Source organism: Streptomyces sp. BK239, from assembly GCF_004217285.1.
Classification (GTDB): domain Bacteria; phylum Actinomycetota; class Actinomycetes; order Streptomycetales; family Streptomycetaceae; genus Streptomyces.
This window is the reverse complement of the sequence record NZ_SHKS01000010.1, coordinates 118,171-143,779: the sequence shown is the minus strand read 5'-3', so window position 1 is coordinate 143,779 and position 25,609 is coordinate 118,171. Positions and strand designations below refer to the sequence as shown.

Here is a 25,609-nt window from a genome sequence, read left to right as displayed (position 1 = left end):
GCTCCCTCGGGTGCGACGGCTGTCGGCTTCTTCGGCGCCGGCTCCGCGGTCGCTCCCGGGAGCCGCCCGGGAGGGGCGGCGCACGGATCTTCCGTGGAGGGCGCTCGCCGTCAGCGTAGCCGGGTCGGCGGGCTTATGGTCATGGCGTCCACGGGACGGACCGCGGCGATGTGCGGTTCACCCGTGTGGGGCGAGTGCTGTAACACCTTTCGGCAGACCATTAGCGGGAGGTCGGCATGGACCGGTAGTGTTCGACATTGCCGAACGACGGCGGTGCTTGCCGCGCGTGGACGGGCGAGGGGACGGAGGCAGGACGGCGATGGCACGGAACATCCAGTCGCTCGAACGGGCGGCCGCGATGCTGCGGCTCCTCGCGGGTGGCGAGCGGCGGCTCGGTCTGTCGGACATCGCCTCGTCGCTGGGCCTGGCCAAGGGGACCGCCCACGGCATCCTGCGCACCCTCCAGCAGGAGGGGTTCGTCGAGCAGGACGAGGCCTCGGGGCGGTATCAGCTGGGCGCGGAGCTGCTGCGTCTGGGCACCACCTACCTCGATGTGCACGAGCTGCGGGCGCGTGCCCTGGTGTGGACGGACGACCTGGCGCGCTCCAGTGGGGAGAGCGTTCATCTCGGGGTGCTGCACCAGCAGGGCGTGCTGGTGGTGCACCACGTCTTCCGGCCCGACGACAGCCGGCAGGTGCTGGAGATCGGGGCCATGCAGCCGCTGCACTCCACCGCGCTGGGCAAGGTGCTGTCGGCGTACGACCCGGTCGCGCACAGCGAGGCGCTGGAGGCCGACCGCAAGCCCTTCACGGATCGCACGGTGTGCGAGCTGGAGGACTTCGAGCAGCTTCTGGACCTCACGCGCGCGCGTGGTTACGCGGCCGACGTGGAGGAAACGTGGGAGGGCGTGGCCTCGATCGCCGCGCCCGTGCACGACCGGCGGCGCATGCCGGTGGGGGCGGTCGGGATCACGGGGGCGGTGGAGCGGCTGTGCCGGGAGGGCGAGCTGCGGCCCGAGCTGATCGCGGCGGTGCGCGACTGCGCCCGCGCGGTGTCGCGGGATCTGGGCGCGGCGCGGTTCTGAGCGCTGCTCGTGCGACGCGGGCCCGAGGGGCCTGCGCGGCGCGGTTTCGAAAGAGCAGCTGCGCGGTTCTGAGAAGCAGGTGAGAGCGGGCCGGGGCGCCGTACGGGCGTTCCGGTCTTCGCCATACCCTGAAAAGTGACATTCCGGGCAGGTTCGATCACGGGTTCGACGACCGGAAGCGATCAATAACGATCCTGCATTCGACAACACAGCTCTTGACGTGCGCGGAACGCCGGAGAAAGACTCCCGTCCATCGGTCGGCATTGTCGAACACCTACCGGCAATACGCGCTAGAGTGTGGCAACGCCATGGGCCGGCATCGCTCTCACCCCCGAGGGCGGCTCGAACCCCCGGAGGGACCCGGGGTTCGGTCCCCTGGACGAAGGACAAAGGAGTCGCGGGTGTCCAGCTCCGACATCTTCATCGGCGAGACCATCGGTACCGCCATACTCATCCTGCTCGGCGGCGGCGTCTGCGCGGCCGTCACACTGAAGGCCTCCAAGGCCCGTAACGCCGGCTGGCTCGCCATCACCTTCGGGTGGGGTTTCGCCGTTCTGACGGCCGTGTACACCTCGGCACCGCTCTCCGGCGCCCACCTCAACCCGGCCGTGACGGTCGCACTCGCGATCAAGGACGGCGAGTGGAGCAACGTTCCGACCTACTTCGCCGGACAGCTGCTCGGCGCCATGATCGGCGCGGCGCTGGTCTGGCTGGCCTACTACGGCCAGTTCCACGCCCACCTCACCGACCGTGAGATCGTCGGCGGCCCCGGCGCCCAGTCCACGGCGGCCAAGGCCGTGGAGGCCCAGGAGAAGGGCGCGGGCCCGGTCCTCGGCGTCTTCTCCACCGGCCCGGAGATCCGCAACGTCGTGCAGAACCTCGCCACGGAGATCATCGGCACGGTCGTGCTGGTGCTCGCCGTCCTCACTCAGGGCCTCAACGACAAGGGCAACGGTCTGGGCACCCTGGGCGCACTGGTCACCGCGCTCGTGGTCGTCTCGATCGGCCTGTCCCTCGGCGGCCCCACCGGCTACGCGATCAACCCGGCCCGTGACCTCGGTCCGCGCATCGTCCACGCCCTCCTGCCCCTGCCCAACAAGGGCGGCTCCGACTGGGCCTACGCCTGGATCCCCGTCGTCGGCCCGCTGATCGGCGGGGCGATCGCCGCAGGCATCTACAACGTCGCATTCGCATAGGCCAGGCTGCACCTTGCACCGCCAGCACGCGCCGTACGTACTGCCCATCACCCACGGAACTCCCAGGAGCACACAGTGACCGACGCCCACACCGCCGGCCCCTTCATCGCGGCGATCGACCAGGGCACCACCTCTTCCCGCTGCATCGTCTTCGACCGCGACGGGCGCATCGTCTCCGTCGACCAGAAGGAGCACGAGCAGATCTTCCCCAAGCCGGGCTGGGTCGAGCACGACGCGAACGAGATCTGGACCAACGTCCAGGAGGTCGTCGCCGGAGCCGTCGAGAAGGCCGGCATCACCCGGGACGACATCAAGGCCATCGGCATCACCAACCAGCGTGAGACCACGCTGCTGTGGGACAAGAACACCGGCGAGCCCGTCCACAACGCCATCGTCTGGCAGGACACCCGCACCGACGGCCTGTGCAGGGAGCTCGGCCGCAACGTCGGACAGGACCGCTTCCGCCGCGAGACGGGCCTGCCGCTCGCCTCGTACTTCGCCGGCCCCAAGGCCCGCTGGCTGCTAGACAACGTCGAGGGCCTGCGCGAGCGCGCCGAGGCCGGCGACATCCTCTTCGGCACCATGGACACCTGGGTCATCTGGAACCTGACCGGCGGCGTCGACGGCGGCAAGCACTACACCGACGTCACCAACGCCTCGCGCACCATGCTGATGAACCTGCACACGCTGGAGTGGGACGAGAAGATCGCCGAGTCCATCGGCGTCCCCCTCGCGATGCTCCCCGAGATCCGCTCCTCCGCCGAGGTGTACGGCGAGATCAGCGGCGGCAGGCTCGGCGACCTGCTGGGCGGCATCCCGGTCGCCTCCGCGCTCGGCGACCAGCAGGCCGCCCTGTTCGGCCAGACCTGTTTTGCCGAGGGCGAGGCCAAGTCGACCTACGGCACCGGCACGTTCATGCTGATGAACACCGGCGAGAAGATCATCAACTCCTACTCCGGGCTGCTGACCACCGTCGGCTACCGCATCGGCGACGACAAGCCGGTCTACGCCCTCGAAGGCTCCATCGCCGTCACCGGTTCGCTGGTGCAGTGGATGCGCGACCAGATGGGCCTGATCTCCACCGCCGCCGAGATCGAGACCCTCGCGCTCTCGGTCGAGGACAACGGCGGCGCGTACTTCGTGCCGGCCTTCTCCGGCCTGTTCGCCCCGTACTGGCGCTCCGACGCCCGCGGTGTGATCGCCGGCCTCACCCGGTACGTCACCAAGGCGCACCTCGCGCGCGCCGTCCTGGAGGCCACCGCCTGGCAGACCCGTGAGATCACCGACGCCATGACGAAGGACTCCGGCGTCGAGCTCGCGGCCCTCAAGGTCGACGGCGGCATGACCTCCAACAACCTGCTGATGCAGACCCTCTCGGACTTCCTGGACGCGCCCGTGGTGCGCCCCATGGTCGCCGAGACGACCTGCCTCGGCGCCGCCTACGCCGCCGGCCTCGCCGTCGGCTTCTGGACCAGCACCGACGACCTGCGCGCCAACTGGCGCCGGGCCGCCGAATGGACCCCCCGCATGGACGCGGACACCCGCGACCGTGAGTACAAGAGCTGGCTCAAGGCCGTCGAGCGGACCATGGGCTGGCTCGAGGACGAGAGCTGACGAGAGCCGGCTCCCCGCTTCGAAGCCGGCCGCGGCCGGAGCTCACATGAGGAGTAAGAACCCGATATGACCAGTCAGTCCACCCTCCAGTCCGTGCCTGCCCTGGGTACGCACCCGGCCTCCGGCTCCCACCCGAGCCGCGCCGAGACCCGGGAGCAGCTCGCAAAGGCGTCGTACGACCTCCTCGTGATCGGCGGCGGCATCCTGGGCATCTCCACCGCCTGGCACGCCGCGCAGTCCGGCCTGAGGGTGGCCCTGGTCGACGCCGGCGACTTCGCCGGCGCCACCTCCTCCGCCTCCTCCAAGCTGCTCCACGGCGGTCTGCGCTACCTGCAGACCGGCGCGGTGAAGCTGGTGGCGGAGAACCACTTCGAGCGCCGTGCGGTCTCCCGTCAGGTGGCCCCCCACCTGGCGAACCCGCTCACGTTCTACCTCCCGGTGTACAAGGGCGGGCCGCACGGCGCGGCGAAGCTCGGGGCGGGCGTGTTCGCCTACTCCGCCCTGTCGGCCTTCGGCGACGGGGTGGGCCACCTGCTCTCCCCCGCCAAGGCCGCGCAGGACGTGCCCGAGCTGCGCACCGACAACCTCAAGGCCGTGGCCGTGTACGGCGACGACCAGATGAACGACTCCCGGATGGCGCTGATGACGGTCCGCGCGGCCGTCGAGGCGGGCGCGGTGGTGCTCAACCACGCCGAGGTGAAGGGCCTGCGCTTCACCCGCGGCCGGGTCACCGGCGCCGATCTGCACGACCGGGTCTCCGGCGACGAGTTCGGCGTGAACGCCCGTCTGGTGCTGAACGCGACCGGGCCGTGGGTGGACCACCTGCGCCGGATGGAGGACGAGAACGCGGCGCCGTCGATCCGGCTGTCGAAGGGCGCGCACCTGGTCCTGAAGCGCACCTCGCCCTGGCGGGCCGCGCTGGCCACCCCGATCGACAAGTACCGCATCACCTTCGCCCTCCCCTGGGAGGACATGCTGCTGCTCGGCACCACCGACGAGGAGTACGAGGGCGATCCGGCCGACGTCGCCGTCAACGACGCCGACATAACCCAGATCCTGGACGAGGCCGCGTTCTCGATCCGGGACCAGCAGCTCAGCCGTGATCTGATCACCTACTCCTTCGCGGGCCTGCGGGTGCTGCCGGGCGGTCCCGGCGACACGGCCAAGGCCAAGCGGGAGACCGTCGTCACCGAGGGCCGGGGCGGCATGCTGTCCGTCGCGGGCGGCAAGTGGACGACGTTCCGCCACATCGGCCGTACGGTGATGCAGAAGCTGGAGGTGCTGCCGGGCCACCCGCTCGGCGACGACTTCGAACCGATCTCCTCGCTGCCGAAGAAGCTGCCGCTGCCCGGTGTGGCCAACCCGCGCGCGGTCGCCCACCGGCTGCTGGTGGACAACCCGGCGCCCGGCCCGCGCATGGCCGCCGACACCGCCAAGCACCTGGCGACGCACTACGGTTCGCTGGCCTTCGACATCGCCCGGCTGGCGAACGAGAACCCGGAGCTGGGCGAGCGGGTCCACCCGGACGCCCCCGAGATCTGGGCGCAGGTCGTCTACGCCCGCGACCACGAGTGGGCCGAGACGGCGGACGACGTGCTGCGCCGCCGTACGACGCTGACCATCCGCGGCCTGGCCTCGGACGAGGTCCGGGCGAAGGTGCAGAACCTCCTCGACAAGAAGTAGTCCCGCCGGGGGCCTCGTCGAGGGCCGACACCGGGAGAGGGGCGTCTCCGCACTGCCGGAGGCGCCCCTCTCGGCGTGGGGGGTCGTGACGCCCGGTCGACCGGCGACGGTCGAGCCGTGAGCGGCTTCGGGGGACGGGTGTTCGGGGGTCGGGATCGGGGCAGTGATCCGTTCACTCCCCCGTGCGAGGGGGCTGCGGGCGCCCCCGCGGAACGCCGTAAGGTTGGGTGGTCAGGCGAGGGCACGTCGGAAGGAGGCGCTGGGTGATCGAGCTCGAGGGGGTTCCCGAGCTGATCGACCCGGTCATGGTGGCCGCGTTCGAGGGCTGGAACGATGCCGGCGACGCCGCCTCCACCGCGGTCGCGCATCTGGAGCGGGAGTGGAAGGGCGAGGTGTTCGCGGCGCTGGACGCCGAGGACTACTACGACTTCCAGGTGAACCGCCCCACGGTGTTCATGGAGTCCGGCGTCCGCAAGATCACGTGGCCGACGACGAGGCTGTCGGTGGTGCGGGTCGGCGGTGAGAAGCCGCGCGATCTGGTGCTGGTGCGCGGGATCGAACCGTCCATGCGCTGGCGCTCGTTCTGCAACGAGTTGCTCGGCTTCGCCCACGAGCTGGGCGTGGAGCTGGTGGTCGTCCTGGGCGCCCTGCTCGGCGACACCCCGCACACGCGTCCCGTGCCGATCAGCGGAACCACGTCCGACGCCGACCTGGCCCGCCGGATGGACCTGGAGGAGACCAAGTACGAGGGTCCGACGGGCATCGTCGGCGTCCTTCAGGAGGCGTGCACGCACGCGGGCGTGCCCGCGGTGAGCCTGTGGGCGGCGGTGCCGCACTATGTGTCGCAGCCGCCCAACCCCAAGGCGACGCTGGCTCTGCTGAACCGTCTGGAGGACCTGATCGACCTGCGGATCCCGCTGGGCGAACTGCCCGAGGACGCCCGGGCGTGGCAGACCGGGGTGGACCAACTCGCCGCCGAGGACAGCGAGGTGGCCGAGTACGTCCAGACGCTGGAGGAGGCCCGGGACACCGCGGAGCTGCCGGAGGCGTCGGGTGAGGCGATCGCCCGCGAGTTCGAGCGGTATCTGCGGCGCCGGGACGGCGGGGGTCCGCCCGATCCCGGTGAGCGGACCCGCCCGCCGAAGCCGCCCAAGCCGGCGAGCGACGACGAGGACTCGTCGGAGGACTGAAAGCCCGACGCGGGGCGGGCAGGCGGAGGAGGGCGGTGCGCGTCGGCGCACCGCCCTCTCGTCGTCAGACGCGGTCCACGGCCACCACGTCGTAGTCGGTGGCGGGCGTCGGGTCGACGTCGAAGCGGGCGTTCGGCAGGTAGAGGCGGTCGCCCCACGCCGCGGCCGTCGTCGGGATGCGGAAGCGCGGGTCGGTGATCCGGGCGATGGCGGTGCCCCGGGTGCCGGCCGCGTTCAGCCGGAAGACGTCGATCGCGTTCTGCCGCTGCTGGACGGCGTAGAGGATCCGGCCGAGCAGGAGCAGGCCGTCGCCGTTGGGCAGCCGGGCCGGCCCGAGGTCGACCGCGCGGGCGACTCCGGTGGCCGGGTCGACCCGCATCAGGCCGCCGCCGTCGGCGACGGTGTCGACCACCAGCAGCGCCCTGCCGTCGGGGGTGCGTTCGATGCCGTTGGCGGTGAACTCGTCGCCCTGCACCCAGTCGCCGCTCAGCGGCACGGTCTCCAGGGCCTGCGGCGTGCCGTGCCGGCCGAGGACCAGTTTGTAGAGCCGGGGTGCGAAGGAGTCGGTGAACCAGGCGGCGCCCGGGGTGAGGATCACGTCGTTCACGAAGACGCCGCCGGTGGCGTGGACCTGCTCGGTCTCGCCGGTACGGGCGTCGGCGACGCGGATCTCGCCGCTCGGGCCGCCGGCGAGGAAGAGCCGGTGGTGCCGGTCGATCTTCAGTCCGACGGTGGGGTGGCCCTCGCCGAGGCCCTTGACGGCGAGGGAGCCGCGGCCGGTGGCGAGGCTCACCCGGTGGACGTCGCCGTTCGCGAGGGAGCCGAGGTAGGCGTGGGGGCGGCTGCCGATGGTTATGCCCTCGGGCTGAAAGCCGTCGGGCAGGGGGAACGCGGCGGGCCATGCCGTGCCGCGCACGCCTGCGGCATGGGCGGCGCCGGCGCCGCCGAGGAGCGCCGCGCCGGACAGGGCGGCGGTCGCGGTGAGAAGTCTGCGGCGGGCCAAGGACCGTTCTGTGGATGCCACTGTGCGTCCTTCCGCGTGGGGGCCGGCTCGTGGCCGGCGGAGCGGTTGTCGTCAACGCTCACACCCCATCACATGACAGGCGTCACCGGCAGCCTGACGACGGGTCGGGCAGGGGAACGGCAAGTGCCCTTCCGCTTCGGGGGTGTTGCTCCCGAGGGGAAGGGCACGTGCCGGTTCTCTCGCGCGGGTTACAGCGCCACGCCGAGCAGGGCGTCCACCGCTCGCGACACGACGCCGGGGGCCCCGGTGTCCGTGCCGCCCCGCTCCTGCTGGAGCGCGGCCCAGCGGTCGACGGCGGCCAGCGCGGCGGGGGCGTCCAGGTCGTCGGCGAGGGCGTCGCGGATCTCCTCGACGAGGGCCTCGGCGGGCGGGCCGTCGGGCCGGGAGACGGCCGCGCGCCAGCGCCCGAGCCGGTCCTGCGCGTCGGGGAGCACCTGGTCGGTCCACTCCCAGTCGGCGCGGTAGTGGTGGGCGAGCAGGGTGAGCCGGATCGCCGCCGGGTCGACGCCGTCGCGGCGCAGTCGCGAGACGAAGACGAGGTTGCCCTTGGACTTGGACATCTTCTCGCCGTCCAGGGCGACCATGCCGGCGTGGACGTACGCCTTGGCCATCGGGAACTCGCCGGTGAGGGCCTGGGCGTGGGAGGCGCCCATCTCGTGGTGCGGGAAGGCGAGGTCGGAGCCGCCGCCCTGGATGTCGAAGCCCATGCCGAAGTGGTCCAGGGCGATGGCGACGCACTCGATGTGCCAGCCGGGACGGCCGCGGCCCAGGGAGGCGCCGTCCCAGCTGGGCTCGCCGTCTCGGGCGGCGGTCCACAGCATCGGGTCGAGCGGGTTCTTCTTGCCGGGGCGGTCGGGGTCGCCGCCGCGTTCGGCGGAGAGCAGCCGCATGGCGGCGGCGTCCAGGCGGGACACCTTGCCGAAGTGCGGGTCGGACTCGACGGAGAAGTAGACGTCGCCGTCGAGTTCGTAGGCGGCACCGGCGTCGCGGAGCCGCTCGACGAGGGGCACGATGCCGGGTATCGCCTCGACGGCGCCTATGTAGTGGCGCGGCGGGAGCATGCGCAGGGCGGTCATGTCCTCGCGGAAGAGGGCGGTCTCCTTCTCGGCGAGGGCGGTCCAGTCGACGCCGTCGCGCTGGGCCCGCTCCAGGAGCGGGTCGTCGACGTCGGTGACGTTCTGGACGTAGTGGACCTGCCGCTTGGTGTCGAGCCACACGCGCTGCACGAGGTCGAACGCGTTGTAGGTGGCCGCGTGACCCATGTGGGTCGCGTCGTACGGCGTGATGCCGCAGACGTAGATTCGGGCGACGGGACCGGGGTCGAGGGTGACGAGGCCGCCGGTCGCGGTGTCGTGGATCCTCAGGTCGCGGCCCTGACCAGGCAGGGCGGGGACCTCGGAAGCGGGCCAGGCATGCATGCCATGAGCCTAACCGGACCGGAGTTCCCGTTACGAACCGGAGCCCGCCGGTTGACCGGGAAGGCACTCTTGCGCGTCCGTCACGAGTGTGGTCAGACGGGGGGCCAGGGGATCGCCGGCCAGTCGCCGCCGGGCTCGGGGTGTCTGCCGGAGGCCAGCAGGGCGTCGACGCGCGCGCGGGTGGCGTCGGTCTCCGCCGGTGTGATGAGCCCGGCCAGGACGCCGGTCAGCTCCCCCGCCGGTTCCAGGGCGGTGCGCAGGCGCTCCAGGGCTTCGACGGCGTCCGGGGTGAGGGGTTCTCCGGCCCAGCCCCACAGCAGGGTGCGCAGTTTGTTCTCGGCGTTGAAGGTGACGCCGTGGTCGATGCCGTACAGGTGCCCGGTGTCGGTGGTCAGCAGGTGGCCGCCCTTGCGGTCGGCGTTGTTGACGACGGCGTCGAGGACGGCGAGCCGCCGCAGCCGTTCGTCGTCGGCGTGCACGAGGAGCGCCGTGCGGCCCTCGCCGACGTCGGCGAGGCCGATCGCCTTCCAGCCGGGCTCCGGTTCCTCCGCGTCGACGAGGGCGAGCAGCCCGTCCTCGGCGGAGGCCTCGATCCACAGCTGGCACATGCCTTCGCCGTACGGTCCGTCGCGCAGCACGGTGGGCGGTACGAGCCCCCAGCCGGTGACCTCGGAGACGGCGTACGCGGCGACCTCCCGCTGGGCGAGGGTGCCGTCGGGGAAGTCCCACAGGGGCCGCTCCCCCGCGACGGGTTTGTACACGCAGGCTGCTTCACGGCCCTCGTGGGCGACCGTGCAGTACAGGGCCGCGTTGGAGGCGTCCTGGATGCGTCCGCGCACGGTCAGCTCGCCCCGGGCGAGCAGGTCGGCGAAGGCGGGGCCGGCGGTCGTCACGCCCCGCGGCGGTATCCGTTCTGGCGCGGACATACGTGTCCTTCCGGGTCGAGCGGCAGACTGCACAGCGGGCACGGCGGCCGACCGGCGTTGACGACGTCGAGGGCCCGCTTGGCGAAGGCCCGGGCCTGGGCGCCGGTGAGGCGGACCCGCAGCATCGGGGGCCCGTTCTCCTCGTCCTGGAGGAGCCGCTCCTCCGCCTCGGCGAGGTCTTCCTCGGAGTCGGCGTCGAGTTCCACGAGGGCCTGCGCCTCGACGATCATGCGCTGTTCCTCGCCGTCCCAGGCGAGGGCCATGGTGCCGACGCGGAACTCCTCCTCGACCGGCGTTTCGAGGGGCGCGGTGTCGGCGACCTCGGCGGGCGCCACGGCGGGCACGGCGGCGCTCCCGCCGCTACGGCGTACGACCTCGTCCAGCAGCTCGTCCATGCGCTCGGCGAGTGCGGCGACCTGGGTCTTCTCCAGGGCCACACTGGTCACCCGGGGGCCTGCGGCGGCCTGGAGGAAGAAGGTACGGCGTCCGGGCAGTCCGACCGTACCGGCCACGAAGCGGTCCGGGGGGTCGTAGAGGAACACCTGACGGGACACGTCCTGTCTCCATGGGAATCGTGGGTACGTGAACGTCCATGCGTGAACGTGCGTATGCGGACCGCTTCACCCTACTGCGGCCGACGATCACGGTGCGCCCGCACCGCCTCCGACCGCGGCGTCCTCGGCGGGGGGCTCCTCGCGGGGCGTCAGGGAGGCGAAGTCGCCGGTGTCGCCGAGGCGGACGAGGAAGGGCCGTACGCGGGTGTAGCGGATCGCGGTGATGGAACACGGTTCGACGGAGATCCGTTGGAAGAGGTCGAGATGGAGTCCGAGGGCGTCGGCGACGAGCGACTTGATGATGTCGCCGTGCGAGCACATGAGGTAGACGGCGTCGGCGCCGTGGTCGCGCTCCACGCGCGCGTTCCACTCGCGGACCGCTTCGGCGGCGCGGGTCTGCATGGCGCGCATCGACTCGCCGCCCGGGAAGGCGGCCGCGGAGGGGTGCGCCTGGACGATGTCCATGAGCGGCTCGTCCTTCAGCTCGGCGAGCTTGCGGCCCGACCAGTCGCCGTAGTGGCACTCCCCGATCCGTTCGTCGGTGTGCGCGGGCAGGCCGGGGCGGGCGTCGAGGAGGGGCTGGACGGTTTCCTGGCAGCGTTGCAGGGGGCTGGCGACGACCTCGGCGATCGGCAGTCCGGCGAGCCGCCCGGGGAGCGCGGCGGCCTGCTCGGCGCCGCGCTCGTCGAGGGCGACGCCGGGCGTCCAGCCGGCGAGGAGGCCGGCGGTGTTGGCGGTGGACCGTCCGTGCCGGACGAGGATCAGCGTGGGCATGCGGCCCAGGGTAGGCGTACGCCGGGGGGCGAAGAGGAACGGCCGAAGGGAGAACACGCTCCGTGATCGTGGACTGTGCCATCTACCGTGACGGGCACCGCAGTGAGGGCCCGCAGGACTTCTCCGACGCGCTGGACGAGGCGCGCGCCGCGGGCGGATTCGTGTGGATCGGGCTGCATGAGCCCACCGAGAAGGAGTTCGACCACGTCACGCGGGAGTTCGCGCTGCACCCGCTGGCGGTGGAGGACGCGTTGAAGGCCCATCAGCGGCCCAAGCTTGAGGTGTACGACGATTCGCTGTTCCTGGTGCTGAAGCCGGTGGTGTACGAGCAGGAGAGCGACACGGTGTCCTCGGGCGAGGTCATGGTCTTCCTCGGCGACTCGTTCGTGGTGACCGTGCGGCACGGTGAGGGCGCTCCGCTGGCGGCGGTGCGGCAGCGGCTGGAGCACGAGCCGGAGATGCTGGCGAAGGGGCCGACGGCGGTGCTGTACGCGATCGCCGACGCGACGGTGGACCACTATCTGGACGTGGCGACGGAGTTGCAGACGGACCTGGAGGAGCTGGAGGCGGAGGTGTTCTCCCCGGACGGCGGCGGTTCGCGGCACACGGCGTCGCGGATCTACACGTTCAAGCGGCAGGTGCTGGAGTTCCGCCGGGCGAGCGGTCCGCTGGCGCCGCCGATGTCGCGGCTGGCGGGCACGGGGGCGATGGGGTCGGCTCTGCCCTTCGTCAACGACAAGGCGCGGCCGTTCTTCCGTGACGTCAGCGATCACCTCGCGCGCGTGAACGAGTCCGTGGAGAGCCTGGACCGGCTGGTGTCGGACATCCTGTCGGCTCACCTGGCGCAGATGAGCGTCCGCCAGAACGACGACATGCGGAAGATCTCCGCGTGGGCGGCGATGGCGGCGGTGCCGACGATGATCGCGGGCATCTACGGCATGAACTTCGAGCACATGCCGGAGCTGCACTGGGTGTGGTCGTATCCGGTGGTGATAGCGGTGATGGCGGTCCTGGAGGTGGGCCTGTACCGGTTGTTCAAACGGCGGGGCTGGCTGTAGTCGCGGGTTCGGGGCCGCCGAGGGCGTTGGTGCGCCGCGGTGGCTTCAGGGTGACCATGCGGTGCCAGCCGGCGAGGCGTTCCCAGGCGTGGACGGCGTGGATGCCGGCGGCGAGGGCGGTCCGTTTGGGGCGGCTCCAGCCGAGGAGGCGGCCCATGTGGGCCATGACGGCGAGGCTCACGTCGCGGTAGACGCGGATCTCGGCGAGCGCGCACCGGCGCAGGGTGCGCTGGATGGTCCGGCCGTGTCCCGCGCGCGCGAAGCGCAGCAGTTCCTCGTGGCAGTAGGCGAGGTGGTTGTCCTCGTCGTGGGAGATCATCTTCACCGCGCGGCCGAGGTCGGGGTGGTCGCCGAAGTGCTTGCGCAGCAGCCGCATCTGTTCGGAGGCGCGCTGTTCGGTGACGCGGCTGTGGGCGAGGTAGGTGACGATGTCGGGCACGGTGAGCGGCTCGTCGGCCCGGAGCCTGTCGTGCTGGAGGCCGATGCCCTCGCGCTCCAGGAGCATCGTGTAGTCGGTCTCGGGGGGTACGGGGGCGGGTGGCAGGCCCCGTTTCCTCAGGAGGGCTTCGAAGATCCGGCCGTGTTTGTCCTCGTCGGCTCCGTGCCGGGCGATCTTGGGGGCGAGGTCGCGTTCGCCGGGTGGGACGAGGGCGGCGATCCGGGCGTTCTCCCAGCCGCCCTGGGACTCGCCGCCGGCGGCGATGGAGCAGAACAGCCGGAACGACTCGTCGTCGTCGAGGATCTCCTGGAAGAGGTTCTTGGCCGAAAGCATGGGGGCGCCTCTCTGCATACCGGGAGAACGAGTCAAGTGCGGTACGAGAGGGGCTGCAACAGGTGCGCCGGACGGCTCGGCCGAAAAGGTGACGGCCTCGTTCGCCGCGGGGGCGTAACCGGCCGGGTCCCGGCGCGTTGTTCCCCGTGACGGCCGTGGCGGGGAAGACCCCCGAGCCCCCACCACGGCCGCTGAACTTCTGAAGGGCCCTACGCCAGGCCGGAGAGCTCCAGGGCCTCCGCGCCGGCCCGCAGGGAGGCGAGACGCTCGTCGAGGGAGAAGCCGGCGGGGGCGAGGCTGAGGGTGGTGACCCCGGCCGCGGCGTAGGCCTTCATCCGGTCGGCGATGCGCTCCACGGATCCGAGCAGCGTGGTGCTGTCGATCAGGTCGTGCGGCACGGCGGCGGCGGCGCCCTGCTTGTCGCCGGAGAGGTACTTCTCCTGGATCTCGGTCGCCGCCTGCTCGTAGCCCATGCGGCGGGCGAGCTGGTTGTAGAAGTTCTGCTTGGGGCTGCCCATGCCGCCGACGTAGAGGGCGGTGTAGGGGCGGAAGGCGTCGGCGAGCCGCTCGACGTCCTTGTCCTCGCCGACGGCGAGCGGCAGGGTCGGGCAGACGTCGAAGCCGTCCAGCGTCTTGCCGGCCTTCTCGCGGCCCGCGCGCAGGTGCCTGACGGCGGTGTCCTCGAGGTGGTCCGCCGAGGGGAAGATCAGCAGGGCGCCGTCGGCGATCTCGCCGGTCTGCTCCAGGTTCTTCGGGCCGATCGCGGCGATGTACAGCGGGATGTGCTCGCGCTGCGGGTGCACGGTCAGCTTGATGGGCTTGCCCGGGCCGTCGGGCAGCGGCAGCGTCCAGTGCTCGCCCTCGTAGGACAGCCGCTCCCGCGTCATCGCCTTGCGGACGATCTCGACGTACTCACGCGTGCGGGAGAGCGGCTTGTCGAACTTGACGCCGTACCAGCCCTCGGAGACCTGCGGGCCGGAGACGCCGAGGCCGAGGCGGAAGCGGCCGCCGGACAGCGAGTCGAGGGTGGCGGCGGTCATCGCGGTCATCGCCGGCTGGCGGGCCGGGATCTGGAAGATGGCCGAGCCGACGTCGATCCGCTCGGTCTGGGCGGCGACCCAGCTGAGCACGGTGGCCGCGTCCGAGCCGTAGGCCTCGGCGGCCCAGCACACGGCGTACCCCAGCCGGTCGGCCTCCTGGGCCACGGCGAGGTTGTCCCCGTCCATTCCGGCACCCCAGTAGCCGAGGTTGATCCCGAGCTGCATGGCCGATTCCCCTTACTGATCAGTAACGACGCTGTTTCCGGAGACAGTAGCGCGGGGCCGCCCGCCGGGTCAGGTCGGTGTGGCGAGGGTCGCGTCCGCCGGGCGGGCCTCCGGCCTGCGCCGATCCGGGGCGCGGCGGCCGGAACCGTTGTCCACAGGCAACCCATGGCCCAGTTCTGGCCAGTAATCTCGGCGTCCATGGAGCAGAGGCATCTCGGCCGTACGGGCCTGCGCGTGTCCCGGATCGGGCTCGGCACCCTGACCTGGGGCCGCGACACCGACGAGCATGACGCCGCGGACCTCCTGAAGACGTTCTGGGAGGCGGGCGGCACCCTCGTCGACACCGCGGACGTGTACGGCGACGGGGAGGCCGAGTACCTGCTGGGGCGGCTCATGGACGGGCTGATCCCGCGCCGGGATCTGGTCCTGTCCACGAAGGCGGGCAGCGTGCCCGACCCGGACCGGCGCTTCGACGGCTCCCGCGGGCATCTGCTCGCCGCGCTGGACGCCTCGCTCGCCCGCCTCGGCACCGACCACGTCGACGTGTGGCACGTGCACGCGTACGACCCGGACACGCCGCTGGAGGAGACGCTCCAGGCGCTCGACATCGCGGTGGCCAGCGGGCGCGCCCGGTACGCCGGCGTCTCCGACTTCTGCGGCTGGCAGCTCGCCAAGGCCGCGACCTGGCAGCTCGCCGCGCCGGGCACGCGCACCCGGCTGGCCGGCACGCAGATGGAGTACTCGCTGCTCCAGCGGGGCGTGGAGCGCGAGGTGCTGCCGGCCGCGCTGGATCTGGGCATCGGGCTGCTGCCGTCCTCTCCGCTGGGGCGGGGCGTGCTCACCGGCAAGTACCGGGGCGACGCGCTGCCCCCGGACTCGCGCGGCGCCTCCGAGCACTTCGCGCCGTTCGTGGAGCCCTACCTCGACGACACGGCGAGCCGCATCGTGGACGCGGTGACGACCGCGGCGGACGGGCTCGCGGTGACCCCGTTGCAGGTGGCCCTCGCGTGGGTCCGCGACCGGCCGGGCGTGACCGCGCCGATCATCGGCCCGCGCAACGCGCTGCAGCTCACGGGGGCTTTGTCAGTGGAGGCCCTTAGTCTTCCTGACGAGATCTGCCGTGCGCTCGACGATGTGTCGGCGCCGGTGCACCGCTATCCCGATCACGACTGGAGCACGCTGTGAGCACGGAGCCGGACCCCCCGGAGCACGAGGCGCCCACCGGGCCGGCCACCCCGGAGACGGGCCCTTCGGAGACGGAACCGACGCCGGCCGAGACCGCTGACGACACCGAGGTCGCCGAGGCCGCCGAAGCCGGCGGGAGCACCGCGGACACGCAGGCCGCGGGCCCCGCCGTCGACGCGCCCCCCGGCGAGCCCGCGGAGCCTGCGGCGGACGCTCGGGCCGAGGGTGAGGAAGGGAAGGCTTCCGAGGCCCAGGCGGAACTCGCGGCTCAGAAGGTGGAGCGGGAGCGGATCGAGCGGCGCAAGGCCGAGCGGCAGGGGCCCGTCGAGGCGGGCGGCAAGCTCAGCGGGAAGGCCGCCGATCTGCTCGCCGCGGTGCGGGCCGTGGAGGGCGGCGCGAAACCGGCCGCCACGGTCTTCGCCGACCCCGAACCCGCCCCGCGCCGCCCCGCCGCCCAGGAACCCGTGCGCCGTCCGCAGCCCGCCCCCGCGCCCGCCCCGCAGGGGCCCGCTCCGGAGACCGTGGCGGCCGTGCGCCGCGTCCTCACCGGCGCGGGCGCCCCCGAGTCGCTCGCGCCGCAGGTCGCGGCCGTGCTCGGCGAGGGTGCCGGGGAGACGCTGTCCGAAGACCCCTGGCAGTTGCTGCGCGTCCCCGGAGTCCGGCCGGAGCAGGCCGACGGCTTCGCGCGGGCGCTGCTCGGCCCCGACTGCGCGCCCGACGACGAGCGGCGCGCCCGCGCGGTCACGGTGTGGCTGCTGGAGCAGGCCGCCCTGGCCGGGCACACCGCGCTGGAGCTGCCCGCGCTGACCACCGCGCTCGGCCGGCAGGGCGTCCGGGACGGCGACGCGGCCGTGCAGAGCACGCTCGCCGAGGGCGAGGCCCTCGTCTTCCAGGACGCCCTGGACGAGCCCGGGGCCACGAAGCCCGCCGACGCGTCGGGCGAGGAGGGCGAGGAGGAGGCCCGTCCGGTCCGGGTCCTGGTCGGGCTGGAGCGGTACGCGCTCGCGGAGGAGAGCCTCGCCGACGGCCTGGCCCGGGTGGCCACCTCGCCGGCCGAGGACGCCCCGGCGCGGTGGGAGCAGGCCGTGGCCGGGGCGTCCGGCGGCGCGGCCGAGCTGATCCGCGCGGTCGCCGGGCACGGGCTGGTGCTGCACACCGGCGGCGAGGCCGCCCGCGCCGAGCCGGCGGCCCTGCTCGCCGCCGCCCGGTCTCTCGGCCTGCGCGCGGTCGCCGCGTGCCACACCCCGGACGGGCGGCGCCGGTTCGCCGCCCTGCTGAAGGAGCCGGGCGAGGACGTGGTCACCGTCGCCGGTCTGCTCGCGGGCGCCGAGGGGCCCGGCCGGGACGCCGACGGCGCCCTGGCCCTCGATCTGCTGATCCTTCCGGACACGCCGCAGCTCGACGTGGAGAGCGCCGCGGTGCTGGTGGAGTCCCTGCCGGACGGGGCCCGGCTGGTGCTCGGCGGGGACCCGGCGCTGCTGTGGTCGGCCGGTCCCGGCCGGGTCTTCGCCGACCTGCTCGCGGCGCGCGTGTGCCCGCAGATCGCCTCGCGCACGCCCGACCCCGGGCCGCTGGGCGAGCTGATCTCGGGCATCGGCGTCGGTGAGCTGAACCAGGTCGAGGCGCCCGGCAAGGAGCTGGTGATCGTGCCGGTGCGCGACGCGGGCGAGGCCGTGCACAGGACCGTGCAGCTCGTCGTGGACTCCGTGCCGCGCGCGTTCGGCATCGCCCCGGAGCAGACGGTGGTCATCACCCCGGGCCACGGTGGCGCGGCGGGCACCCGCGCGTTGAACGCGGCGCTGAAGGAGCGCCTCAACCCCGGCCCGGGCCGCTTCGGCGGCTTCGACCCCGGTGACCGGATCGCGTACACGCCCGCGCCGGGCCGTACGGTGCCGGGTCAGGTGGTGGGGGCCGACGCGGACGGCCTGCACCTGTCCTGCGCGGACATCGCCGTGGTCGTGCCGAAGGAGCGGGTGGAGCAGTCGGTGCGGCACGGGTGGGCGCTCACGGCGCACCAGGCGGTGGGCGGCCGGTGGCCGGCGGCGGTCGTGGTGCTGCCGGGCGACGCGGCTCAGGCCCTGTCCCGCCCCTGGGTGTACACGGCGTTCGGGTGTGCGGAGCGCCATCTGTCCGTGGTGCACGGGGTCGAGCAGGCCCTGCCCCGGGCGGTCGCCGAGGTCGGGCCGAAGCCCCGCACGACGCGGCTGCCGGCGCTGCTGCGCGCCCAGGTGCCGGCGGCGGGCTGACGCGGACGGCGGCGGTCACGGCGGGTCTCCCCTGCCGTCGACCGCCGCCGTCACCGCGTCACGTCACGTGCTGCCTCACGGCGTCACCGGTCGGCGCGGTGCCCGTCCAGCGGCGCCGCGCCCTCGTCGTCCGTGTCCTCGTCCACGTCGTCCAGCTCGTCGTCGAAGACCGAGCTCACGTCGAAGCGGCACACCACCTGCTCGGGGTCGGGCTGGTCGAACGGCGTCTCCAGCCAGTCGCCGGGGTCGGCCGGTTCGTCGGCGGCCACGACCCAGAGCGTGGAGTCGCCCTCCTCCAGGCCGAACTCCTTGTGCCGGGAGGCGATCTCGTCCGGCTCGAACTCGCCGAAGAGCAGGCCGAGCGCCCCGTGGACGGTGCCGGAGGCCTCCGTGTCCGTGCCGGCGCCGTCGGACTCCGCCGCCTCGACCCGCTGGGCCTGCGCCAGCAGCCGCTGCGGTTCCGCCACGGAGTAGTCGCGGCGGATCAGCACGCTGAGCGCGTTCGGTTCCTCGGGACCCGCGTACGGCGGCAGCGCGTCCTCCGCGGCGGGGATCTCGAAGGGGGTGACCTCGTCGTAGCGGTCGTAGAGCAGTTCGTCGTACGCCTCGGCGGCCGCGGCCAGCTGGTTGAAGGCCTCGTAGACGGCCTGGTCGTCCTCTCCCGTCCTGCGTTCGACCGCGGCCAGGTGGCGGTCGAGCGCGGTCTTGACCGCCTCGGCGGCGGCGCGTACCTCGGCAGCGGTGGGCTGCGCAGCATCAGACATAGTGCAGACGCTATCCGTACCGGGCCCCAGACCGCACAATAGATGCGATGCCGGAATACGAATTTGTCGACGTGTACGTACCGCGTGGGGTCTCCCGCAGCGAGGCGACACGACTGCTGACGGACCACGCGGAGTACGGGAACTGGGAGCTGCACCGTCTGAGCCTGCTGCGGGACGGCAGCCGCAGGGTGCGGTTGAGGCGACGGATCATCCGCCAGGTGCGGGCCACTTGGTGAGCCGAGGATGACGCGAACGGAGCGGGCCCCGCCGAGGCGGGGCCCGCTCCGTCGTGCGCGGTGCCGTGGGGGTGCCGGCTACGCCTGGGGGCGCGCCTTGCGGTAGAGGACCGCGCCCGCGAGCAGCGCGCCGGCGCCGACGGGCACGGCGAGGCCCAGCGGGAGTTCGCTGCCGGTGGTGGCGAGCTGTGCGGTGGCCCGGCCTGCGGGCCGGTGTGCGGTGGAGGAGCTCGCCGGGGTCACGTGGCGCGGCGTGGACGGCTTGCCCTCGGGCGTGGTCGGGCTGGAGGTGCCCGGGTTGGTCGGGGTGCCGGGGTTCTGGTTGCCGGGCTCGGGGGGCTGGTGCTCGCCGCCGGGCGGCGTGCCGTAGTCCCAGTCGGGGGCGGGGCGGCTGTCGTTGTCACAGCGGTTGCCCATGGTGGGGTTGAGGATGCCGACGGCGTCGACGCCGTTGCCGCAGACGTTCACCGGCACGTGGACCGGCGCCTGGACGTGGTTGCCGGAGCCGATGCCGGGCGAGCCCTCGGTGCGGCCGCCCGCGTGCGCGCCGCCGTGGCCGCCGTGCGCGCGGGAGCCTCCGTGGCCGCGGTCGTCGTGGCCGCCGTAGCCGCCGTGGTCGCCGTAGCCGCCGTGACCGCCGTAACCGCCCTGGTCGCCGTGACCGGAGTGGCCGCCGTCGCGTCCCTCCGACCGGCCGCCGCGGTCGCTCCGGTTGGAACAGGCGTTGCCCATGGCCGGGTTGAGGGCGCCGATGACGCCGACGGTGTTGCCGCAGACGTTGACCGGCACGTCCACCGGCACCTGGACGGTGTTGCCCGAGAGCACGCCGGGCGAGTGGGACGCGCCTGACTGCGCACCGGAGTCGGCGTGGGCGTAGCCGCCTGCGGCGGCGATCACGCCCGTGGCGGCCGCCACGGTCATGAGGCCTTTGCGGGTGACCTGTCGCATGACTGAATCCCTTGCTTTCTTCGTCGAATGTCTTCGGCGTTTCACGCCGACAAGGAATGCCTCGAGAAAAAGACCGGTAGGCCCCGGAGCGCATGGCGTGCGCTCCGGAGCCGACGGTGTGGACGACCCCTCAGCGGGTCGATGTCACTTGTTGAGGCAGGCGTTGCCGAAGGCGGGGTTCAGCGCGCCGATCGCCGAGATCGTGTTGCCGCAGACGTTGACCGGGATGTGCAGGGGCACCTGGATCACGTTGCCGGAAGCGACGCCCGGGGAGTGCACGGCGGCGGCCTGAGCACCCGAGTCGGCGGCGGCCATGCCCGCGCCCGCGAGAACCAGCCCACCGGTGGCAGCCGCAACGGCGGCGACCTTCTTGATCATTGTTCCTCCTTGTTGGCAAACCTTGTCGGCAAAGCGATCCCAAGCAGCGGATCGCATCACCAGTAACGAGGAGGAATTAGTGGGGCTACGCGCTTATCGGCGCATTCACTCGTCCCAGTCACGTCCGTACAGGCGGCCGAATGCTGAAGTGTCGTTTCAGCGGGAGGAGTCAGGACGCGTCGATGAAGCGGTCGAGCACCCGCACGCCGAACTGGAGCCCGTCCACCGGCACTCGCTCGTCGACGCCGTGGAACATGCCGGCGAAGTCCAGCTCCGGCGGCAGCTTGAGCGGGGCGAAGCCGAAGCCGCGGATGCCGAGGTCGTCGAAGGACTTGGCGTCGGTCCCGCCGGAGAGCATGTACGGGATGGCCTTGGCGGTCGGGTCCTCGGCGAGCAGCGAGGACTGCATGGCCTCCACCAGCGCCCCGTCGAAGGTGGTCTCGACGGCCTTGTCGGCGTGCACGTCCTCGCGGCGCACGTTCGGGCCGAGGATGCGGTCCAGGTCGGCGAGGAACTCCTCCTCGTGTCCGGGCAGGAAGCGGCCGTCGACGTGGGCGGTGGCCTCGCCGGGGATCACGTTGACCTTGTAACCGGCGCCCAGCTGCGTCGGGTTGGCGGTGTTGCTCAGGGTCGCGCCGATGAGCTTGGCGATGCCGCCGAGCCGGGCGAGCGTCGACTCCATGTCCTCCGGGTCCAGTTCGGTGCCGAGCGCGTCGCCGAGCTCGTCGAGGAAGGCCCGGGTGGTCTTGGTGACCCGTACGGGGAAGCGGTGCCGGCCGAGGCGGGCGACGGCCTCGGACAGCTCGGTGATCGCGTTGTCCCGGTGGATCATCGAGCCGTGCCCGGCGGTGCCGGCCACGGTCAGCTTCATCCAGTGCATGCCCTTCTCGGCCGTCTGGATCAGGTAGAGCCGCCGCTTGTCGTCGACGGTGAAGGAGAAGCCGCCCACCTCGCTGATCGCCTCCGTGACGCCCTCGAAGAGCTCCGGGTGGCGGTCGACGAGGTGGCGTGCGCCATAGGTGCCGCCGGCCTCCTCGTCGGCGAGGAAGGCGAGCACGATGTCGCGCGGGGGCCTGCGGCCCGAGCGCAGCCGGTCGCGGACGACCGCGAGGGTCATCGCGTCCATGTCCTTCATGTCGACGGCGCCCCGCCCCCACACGCACCCGTCGGCGACCTCGCCGGAGAAGGGATCGTGGGTCCAGTCGGCCGCGTTAGCCGGTACGACGTCGAGGTGGCCGTGGATGAGCAGCGCGGGCCGGCTCGGGTCCGTGCCCTCGATGCGGGCCACCGTGGAGGCGCGGCCCGGGTGGGACTCGAAGATCCGGGGCTCCAGCCCCACCTCGGCGAGCTTCTCGGCGACGTACTCGGCCGCCTTGCGCTCACCCGGACCCGAGTGGTCGCCGTAGTTGCTGGTGTCGAACCGGATCAGGTCGCGGCAGAGGTCCACGACCTCGTCCTCGCCGGTGACGCCCCTGGCCGTGTCGTCCGTCGCGCTCACGCTGCTTCCTCCCGCTGTCACTGCTGGTGGTCCCCTTCATCCTCCCTCTCCCCCGCCGCTCGCCCAAGAGCGCTCCCGGCCCGTCACACGCCGTTCACGCCCGGCCCGTGATCGGGCACCCTCGAAAGCCTGGTAATGTTTACGTCGTCGCCGCGGGGAAAACCCGCACGACAGACACCTTGTCCGGGTGGCGGAATGGCAGACGCGCTAGCTTGAGGTGCTAGTGCCCTTTATCGGGCGTGGGGGTTCAAGTCCCCCCTCGGACACTGAAGATGAGTGAGGGCCGCGACCGTCGAGGTCGCGGCCCTCAGTCGTGTCCGGGGGCGTGTTCCGGCCGCGCTCGTCGGGGTCCGGAGCCCTTCGGTGGCCCGGTGCGGGCGCCCGGCACAATGGGGGGCATGTCCCGACGTACCGCCCGCTCCGGGCGTCCGGCCCGGCCCGCCCCCGCTGCCGCCGTCTGTCCCTGCGGTCTGCCCGAGGTCTACGAGGCCTGCTGCGGTCGTTTCCACTCCGGTGCGGCCGTCGCGCCGACCGCCGAGGCGCTGATGCGTTCGCGGTACAGCGCCTTCGTGCGGGGCGACGCGGGGTATCTGATGCGGACCTGGCATCCGCGGACCCGGCCTGCGGGGCTGGACCTCGATCCCGGCACGCGGTGGACCGGCCTGGAGATCCTCGCCACGGCCGAGGGCTCCGCGTTCCACTCCACCGGCGTGGTGGAGTTCCGGGCGTCCTACCGGGGCGGGGCGCTGCACGAGCGGAGCCGGTTCGAGCGGGTGGAAGGGGCGTGGGTGTACGTGGACGGGGAGTTCCCGGACGCGGCCTGACCCTCGGCCTTACGGGGCGAGGATGTCCAGTTCCTTGAGGGCGCCCGCGGTGACCTCCCGGGTCAGCCGCTCCGCGCGCTCGGCGTCGCCCTCGCGGACCGCCTCGGCGAGCTGGACGTGCAGGGTGACGGCGGCCGGGTCGGGGTCGTGGAACATGACCTCGTGCTGGGTGCGGCCGGTGAGGACCTCCGCGACGACGTCGCCGAGGCGGGCGAACATCTCGTTGCCGGAGGCCGTGAGGATCACCCGGTGGAAGGCCACGTCGTGGAAGAGGTACCCCTCCAGCCTGTGGCCGCGTGAGTTCGCGACCATGCCGAGCGCGCACTCGGTCAGTTCGGCGCACTGCTCCGCCGTGGCGTGCTGGGCGGCCAGGCCCGCCGCGACCGGCTCGATCGCCGAGCGCAGCACGGTGAGCGAGCGCAGTTGGTGGGGGCGGTCGGCGCCGGCCAGCCGCCAGCGGATGACCTGCGGGTCGTAGACGTTCCACTCCGCCCTGGGGCGGACCGTGACGCCGACGCGGCGGCGGGACTCGACCAGGTGCATGGACTCCAGCACGCGGACCGCCTCGCGCATCACGGAGCGGGAGACGTCGAAGCGCTGGGCCAGCTCGTCGGTCCGCAGCACGCTCCCCGGCGGGTAGTCGCCCGCCGTGATCGCGGGGCCGAGGGCGTCCAGTACTCGGCCGTGCAGACCCCGGCCCGGAGTGGTCATGCACTCAGCGTACGGGGTGGATCAAGGACTCAAAAAGTCAGACTTATTTGCCACAGTCTCTTGAATTCGTCGTACCTAATGCGTTTCAGTGTCGTCGACATCGGTGTCGAGGAAGACAGTGAGGCAGAGATGCGCACCCCGCACGTCGTCGTGGTGATGGGCGTCGCCGGCACGGGCAAGACCACGATCGGTCCCCTGCTCGCGGCCCGGCTGGGCGTCCCGTACGCCGAGGGTGACGACTTCCACCCGCCGGCCAACATCGCCAAGATGTCGGCCGGCACCCCGCTCGACGACGACGACCGGTGGCCGTGGCTGGACGCCATCGGCGCCTGGGCGCAGGGGCGGGCGGGGCTCGGCGGGGTGGTCAGCTGCTCGGCGCTCAAGCGGTCGTACCGCGACCGGCTCCGGGCCGCCGCGCCCGGAGTGGTGTTCGTGCACCTCGCGGGCGACCGGGCGTTGATCGAGAACCGGATGGGGCAGCGGCAGGGGCATTTCATGCCGACCGCGCTGCTCGACTCCCAGTTCGCCGCGCTCCAGCCGCTGGGCGCGGACGAGGCCGGGGCGGCGGTCGACGTCTCCGGCTCCCCCGATGAGATCACCGAGCGGGCCGCCAAGGCCCTGGCGCAGCTTCCGGACGCGTCTTAGCCGGAGGCACCCGAAGCGGCAGTACCCGCGGGCGCCCCCCGTAGCGGTGGCCCGTGCGTGCCCGTAGTACCTGCGGCGCCCGTACTCCTCGCACCCGTAGTACCCCGAAGCACCCGTACCCGCAGTCCCCCGTACCCGTAGTACTCGCATCACCCCTCCCCCGTCCCCGTATCTGCAAGGAACCCCCGTGACCAGACTCAGCGTCGAGATGCTGGCAGCGGACTCGGCCGAGCCCATCACCTCGGCCGGCCACGCGCAGCTGGGCATCGCCGTGCTGGCGGGCATCGCCCTCATCGTCCTGCTCATCACCAAGTTCAAGCTTCACGCCTTCCTGGCGCTGACCATCGGCTCGCTCGCGCTCGGCGCGTTCGCCGGGGCGCCGCTGGACAAGGCCATAGCCAGCTTCACCACCGGGCTGGGCACCACGGTCGCCGGTGTGGGCGTGCTGATCGCGCTCGGCGCGATCCTCGGCAGGCTGCTCGCCGACTCCGGCGGCGCCGACCAGATCGTCGACACCATCCTCGCCAAGGCGGGCGGCCGTTCCATGCCGTGGGCGATGGTGCTGATCGCCTCGGTGATCGGTCTGCCGCTGTTCTTCGAGGTCGGCGTGGTGCTGCTGATCCCGGTGGTGCTGATGGTGGCCAAGCGGGGCAACTACTCGCTGATGCGGATCGGCATCCCGGCGCTGGCCGGTCTGTCCGTGATGCACGGGCTGGTGCCGCCGCACCCCGGCCCGCTGGTCGCGATCGACGCGATCGGCGCCAACCTGGGGGTGACGCTCGCGCTCGGCGTGCTCGTGGCCGTCCCGACCGTCGTCATCGCCGGCCCGGTCTTCTCCCGGTACGCCGCCCGCTGGGTGGACGTCCCGGCCCCGGACCGCATGATCCCGCAGCGGCCGTCGGAGGAACTGGAGCGGCGGCCCGGCTTCGGCGCGACGCTGGCGACCATCCTGCTGCCGGTCGTGCTGATGCTGGCGAAGGCGCTGGTCGACATCGTCGTGGACGACCCCGACACCACCGTGCAGCGCGTGTTCGACGTCGTCGGCTCGCCGCTGATCGCCCTGCTCGCCGCCGTGCTCGTGGGCATCTTCACGCTGGGCAGGCCGGCCGGGTTCTCCAGGGAGCGCGTCTCGCAGCTCGTCGAGAAGGGGCTCGCGCCGATCGCGGGCATCCTGCTGATCGTCGGCGCGGGCGGCGGCTTCAAGCAGACGCTGATCGACTGCGGCGTCGGGCAGATGGTGCTGGACGTCTCCAAGGACTGGTCGATCCCGGCCCTGCTGCTGGCGTGGCTGATCGCGGTGGCGATCCGGCTGGCCACCGGTTCGGCGACGGTGGCGACGATCTCGGCGGCCGGGCTGGTCGCCCCGCTGGCCGCCGACATGTCGACGGCCCACGCCGCCCTGCTGGTCCTGGCCATCGGCGCCGGCTCGCTCTTCTTCAGCCATGTCAACGACGCCGGGTTCTGGCTGGTGAAGGAGTACTTCGGGCTGAGCGTCGGGCAGAACATCAGGACCTGGTCGGTGATGGAGACGATCATCTCCGTGGTCGCCGGCGGGCTGGTGCTGTTGTTGTCGCTGGTCATATAGAGGCAGGGGCGAACTCCCAAGGGGGACGTCA

Annotated in this window: 24 protein-coding genes and 1 tRNA gene; 13 read left to right on the top strand and 12 right to left on the bottom strand. The window is 72.4% G+C overall.

Annotated features, from left to right (window positions below):
- The first annotated feature begins 319 nt into the window (after positions 1-319).
- The 5 genes from EV567_RS25870 to EV567_RS25850 all read left to right on the top strand — a co-directional run bounded on the left by EV567_RS25870 (position 320) and on the right by EV567_RS25850 (position 6,767).
- Entirely contained in the window at positions 320-1,084 is a 765-nt protein-coding gene (locus tag EV567_RS25870) for an IclR family transcriptional regulator (protein ID WP_130444193.1), read from the top strand.
- Positions 1,085-1,485: 401 nt separating this feature from the next.
- The gene (locus tag EV567_RS25865) at positions 1,486-2,280 is read left to right on the top strand and encodes an MIP/aquaporin family protein (protein ID WP_130444191.1); all 795 of its coding nucleotides are present in this window, start codon (positions 1,486-1,488) and stop codon (positions 2,278-2,280) included.
- A gap of 75 nt (positions 2,281-2,355) precedes the next feature.
- On the top strand, positions 2,356-3,894 hold the full coding sequence (gene glpK, locus EV567_RS25860) for a glycerol kinase GlpK (protein ID WP_130444189.1): 1,539 nt from the start codon (positions 2,356-2,358) through the stop codon (positions 3,892-3,894).
- A 66-nt stretch (positions 3,895-3,960) separates the two neighbouring features.
- The gene (locus EV567_RS25855) at positions 3,961-5,577 is read left to right on the top strand and encodes a glycerol-3-phosphate dehydrogenase/oxidase (RefSeq protein ID WP_130444187.1); all 1,617 of its coding nucleotides are present in this window, start codon (positions 3,961-3,963) and stop codon (positions 5,575-5,577) included.
- Positions 5,578-5,840: 263 nt separating this feature from the next.
- Entirely contained in the window at positions 5,841-6,767 is a 927-nt protein-coding gene (locus EV567_RS25850) for a PAC2 family protein (protein ID WP_130444185.1), read from the top strand.
- A gap of 64 nt (positions 6,768-6,831) precedes the next feature.
- On the opposite strand, the gene EV567_RS25845 is transcribed toward EV567_RS25850, so the two are convergent.
- From EV567_RS25845 to EV567_RS25825, 5 genes are all read right to left on the bottom strand, one after another.
- Positions 6,832-7,791: a superoxide dismutase gene (locus EV567_RS25845; protein WP_130444183.1), complete on the bottom strand. Its 960-nt coding sequence runs from the start codon at positions 7,789-7,791 to the stop codon at positions 6,832-6,834.
- A 188-nt stretch (positions 7,792-7,979) separates the two neighbouring features.
- Positions 7,980-9,209, bottom strand: a complete 1,230-nt coding sequence (gene mshC / locus EV567_RS25840) for a cysteine--1-D-myo-inosityl 2-amino-2-deoxy-alpha-D-glucopyranoside ligase (protein WP_130444181.1) — start codon at positions 9,207-9,209, stop codon at positions 7,980-7,982.
- Positions 9,210-9,301: 92 nt separating this feature from the next.
- Positions 9,302-10,135 carry an SCO1664 family protein gene (locus tag EV567_RS25835; protein ID WP_130444179.1) on the bottom strand — a complete coding sequence of 278 codons (834 nt, stop codon included), beginning with the start codon at positions 10,133-10,135 and terminating at the stop codon, positions 9,302-9,304.
- The gene (locus tag EV567_RS25830; protein ID WP_130444177.1) at positions 10,099-10,689 is read right to left on the bottom strand and encodes a DUF3090 domain-containing protein; all 591 of its coding nucleotides are present in this window, start codon (positions 10,687-10,689) and stop codon (positions 10,099-10,101) included. Before EV567_RS25830 ends, EV567_RS25835 begins: the two co-directional genes overlap by 37 nt.
- 87 nt (positions 10,690-10,776) lie before the next feature.
- Positions 10,777-11,463 (bottom strand): histidine phosphatase family protein, encoded by a 687-nt coding sequence (locus tag EV567_RS25825; RefSeq protein ID WP_130444175.1) that lies wholly within the window; start codon positions 11,461-11,463, stop codon positions 10,777-10,779.
- Positions 11,464-11,525: 62 nt separating this feature from the next.
- On the opposite strand from EV567_RS25825, the gene corA reads away from it, so the two are divergent.
- Positions 11,526-12,521, top strand: a complete 996-nt coding sequence (corA, locus tag EV567_RS25820; RefSeq protein ID WP_130444173.1) for a magnesium/cobalt transporter CorA — start codon at positions 11,526-11,528, stop codon at positions 12,519-12,521.
- Here corA and EV567_RS25815 read toward each other — a convergent pair.
- Both EV567_RS25815 and EV567_RS25810 read right to left on the bottom strand, forming a co-directional pair.
- On the bottom strand, positions 12,499-13,293 hold the full coding sequence (locus tag EV567_RS25815) for a ferritin-like domain-containing protein (RefSeq protein ID WP_130444171.1): 795 nt from the start codon (positions 13,291-13,293) through the stop codon (positions 12,499-12,501). The two genes, corA and EV567_RS25815, sit on opposite strands and share 23 nt — an antisense overlap.
- A 209-nt stretch (positions 13,294-13,502) precedes the next feature.
- On the bottom strand, positions 13,503-14,558 hold the full coding sequence (locus EV567_RS25810; protein ID WP_130444169.1) for an LLM class F420-dependent oxidoreductase: 1,056 nt from the start codon (positions 14,556-14,558) through the stop codon (positions 13,503-13,505).
- Between the two features lie 198 nt (positions 14,559-14,756).
- Here EV567_RS25810 and EV567_RS25805 point away from each other — a divergent pair, with 198 nt between their 5' ends.
- Positions 14,757-15,743, top strand: coding sequence for an aldo/keto reductase (locus EV567_RS25805; RefSeq protein WP_130444167.1), 987 nt, complete (start codon positions 14,757-14,759; stop codon positions 15,741-15,743).
- Positions 15,740-17,989, top strand: a complete 2,250-nt coding sequence (locus EV567_RS25800) for a helix-hairpin-helix domain-containing protein (RefSeq protein WP_130444165.1) — start codon at positions 15,740-15,742, stop codon at positions 17,987-17,989. Before EV567_RS25805 ends, EV567_RS25800 begins: the two co-directional genes overlap by 4 nt.
- 83 nt (positions 17,990-18,072) lie before the next feature.
- Here the strand turns inward: EV567_RS25800 and EV567_RS25795 are convergent, their stop codons facing one another.
- Positions 18,073-18,753, bottom strand: coding sequence for a hypothetical protein (locus EV567_RS25795; RefSeq protein WP_130444163.1), 681 nt, complete (start codon positions 18,751-18,753; stop codon positions 18,073-18,075).
- Positions 18,754-18,800: 47 nt separating this feature from the next.
- Between EV567_RS25795 and EV567_RS25790 the strand changes: the two genes are divergently transcribed.
- Complete coding sequence (locus tag EV567_RS25790; RefSeq protein ID WP_130444161.1) at positions 18,801-18,989, top strand: DUF5703 family protein; 189 nt, start codon at positions 18,801-18,803, stop codon at positions 18,987-18,989.
- Positions 18,990-19,067: 78 nt separating this feature from the next.
- On the opposite strand, the gene EV567_RS25785 is transcribed toward EV567_RS25790, so the two are convergent.
- From EV567_RS25785 to EV567_RS25775, 3 genes are all read right to left on the bottom strand, one after another.
- On the bottom strand, positions 19,068-19,937 hold the full coding sequence (locus tag EV567_RS25785) for a chaplin (protein WP_130444159.1): 870 nt from the start codon (positions 19,935-19,937) through the stop codon (positions 19,068-19,070).
- Between the two features lie 144 nt (positions 19,938-20,081).
- Entirely contained in the window at positions 20,082-20,315 is a 234-nt protein-coding gene (locus EV567_RS25780; protein WP_130444157.1) for a chaplin, read from the bottom strand.
- 169 nt (positions 20,316-20,484) lie between these two features.
- A complete protein-coding gene (locus EV567_RS25775) occupies positions 20,485-21,813 on the bottom strand; it encodes a M20/M25/M40 family metallo-hydrolase (RefSeq protein ID WP_130444155.1) in 1,329 nt (442 codons plus the stop codon).
- A 181-nt stretch (positions 21,814-21,994) separates the two neighbouring features.
- On the opposite strand from EV567_RS25775, the gene EV567_RS25770 reads away from it, so the two are divergent.
- Together EV567_RS25770 and EV567_RS25765 are read left to right on the top strand one after the other, a co-directional pair.
- Positions 21,995-22,079: transfer RNA gene (locus EV567_RS25770), tRNA-Leu, on the top strand.
- 132 nt (positions 22,080-22,211) lie between these two features.
- On the top strand, positions 22,212-22,637 hold the full coding sequence (locus tag EV567_RS25765; RefSeq protein ID WP_130444153.1) for a YchJ family protein: 426 nt from the start codon (positions 22,212-22,214) through the stop codon (positions 22,635-22,637).
- A gap of 9 nt (positions 22,638-22,646) precedes the next feature.
- Here the strand turns inward: EV567_RS25765 and EV567_RS25760 are convergent, their stop codons facing one another.
- A complete protein-coding gene (locus EV567_RS25760) occupies positions 22,647-23,348 on the bottom strand; it encodes a FadR/GntR family transcriptional regulator (protein WP_130444151.1) in 702 nt (233 codons plus the stop codon).
- 129 nt (positions 23,349-23,477) lie between these two features.
- Between EV567_RS25760 and EV567_RS25755 the strand changes: the two genes are divergently transcribed.
- Both EV567_RS25755 and EV567_RS25750 read left to right on the top strand, forming a co-directional pair.
- Entirely contained in the window at positions 23,478-23,993 is a 516-nt protein-coding gene (locus EV567_RS25755; RefSeq protein WP_130444149.1) for a gluconokinase, read from the top strand.
- Positions 23,994-24,180: 187 nt separating this feature from the next.
- Positions 24,181-25,578 carry a GntP family permease gene (locus EV567_RS25750; RefSeq protein WP_130444147.1) on the top strand — a complete coding sequence of 466 codons (1,398 nt, stop codon included), beginning with the start codon at positions 24,181-24,183 and terminating at the stop codon, positions 25,576-25,578.
- Positions 25,579-25,609 lie beyond the last annotated feature (31 nt).

Bases quoted from the DNA above. Each gene is read 5' to 3' on its own strand.
- EV567_RS25785 (WP_130444159.1), bottom strand. From the start codon at position 19,937: ATGCGACAGGTCACCCGCAAAGGCCTCATGACCGTGGCGGCCGCCACG.
- mshC (WP_130444181.1), bottom strand. From the start codon at position 9,209: ATGCATGCCTGGCCCGCTTCCGAGGTCCCCGCCCTGCCTGGTCAGGGC.
- EV567_RS25760 (WP_130444151.1), bottom strand. From the start codon at position 23,348: ATGACCACTCCGGGCCGGGGTCTGCACGGCCGAGTACTGGACGCCCTC.
- EV567_RS25765 (WP_130444153.1), top strand. From the start codon at position 22,212: ATGTCCCGACGTACCGCCCGCTCCGGGCGTCCGGCCCGGCCCGCCCCC.
- EV567_RS25755 (WP_130444149.1), top strand. From the start codon at position 23,478: ATGCGCACCCCGCACGTCGTCGTGGTGATGGGCGTCGCCGGCACGGGC.
- EV567_RS25790 (WP_130444161.1), top strand. From the start codon at position 18,801: ATGCCGGAATACGAATTTGTCGACGTGTACGTACCGCGTGGGGTCTCC.
- EV567_RS25805 (WP_130444167.1), top strand. From the start codon at position 14,757: ATGGAGCAGAGGCATCTCGGCCGTACGGGCCTGCGCGTGTCCCGGATC.
- EV567_RS25870 (WP_130444193.1), top strand. From the start codon at position 320: ATGGCACGGAACATCCAGTCGCTCGAACGGGCGGCCGCGATGCTGCGG.
- EV567_RS25825 (WP_130444175.1), bottom strand. From the start codon at position 11,463: ATGCCCACGCTGATCCTCGTCCGGCACGGACGGTCCACCGCCAACACC.
- EV567_RS25835 (WP_130444179.1), bottom strand. From the start codon at position 10,135: ATGTCCGCGCCAGAACGGATACCGCCGCGGGGCGTGACGACCGCCGGC.
- EV567_RS25780 (WP_130444157.1), bottom strand. From the start codon at position 20,315: ATGATCAAGAAGGTCGCCGCCGTTGCGGCTGCCACCGGTGGGCTGGTT.
- EV567_RS25855 (WP_130444187.1), top strand. From the start codon at position 3,961: ATGACCAGTCAGTCCACCCTCCAGTCCGTGCCTGCCCTGGGTACGCAC.
- EV567_RS25795 (WP_130444163.1), bottom strand. From the start codon at position 18,753: ATGTCTGATGCTGCGCAGCCCACCGCTGCCGAGGTACGCGCCGCCGCC.
- EV567_RS25815 (WP_130444171.1), bottom strand. From the start codon at position 13,293: ATGCTTTCGGCCAAGAACCTCTTCCAGGAGATCCTCGACGACGACGAG.
- EV567_RS25810 (WP_130444169.1), bottom strand. From the start codon at position 14,558: ATGCAGCTCGGGATCAACCTCGGCTACTGGGGTGCCGGAATGGACGGG.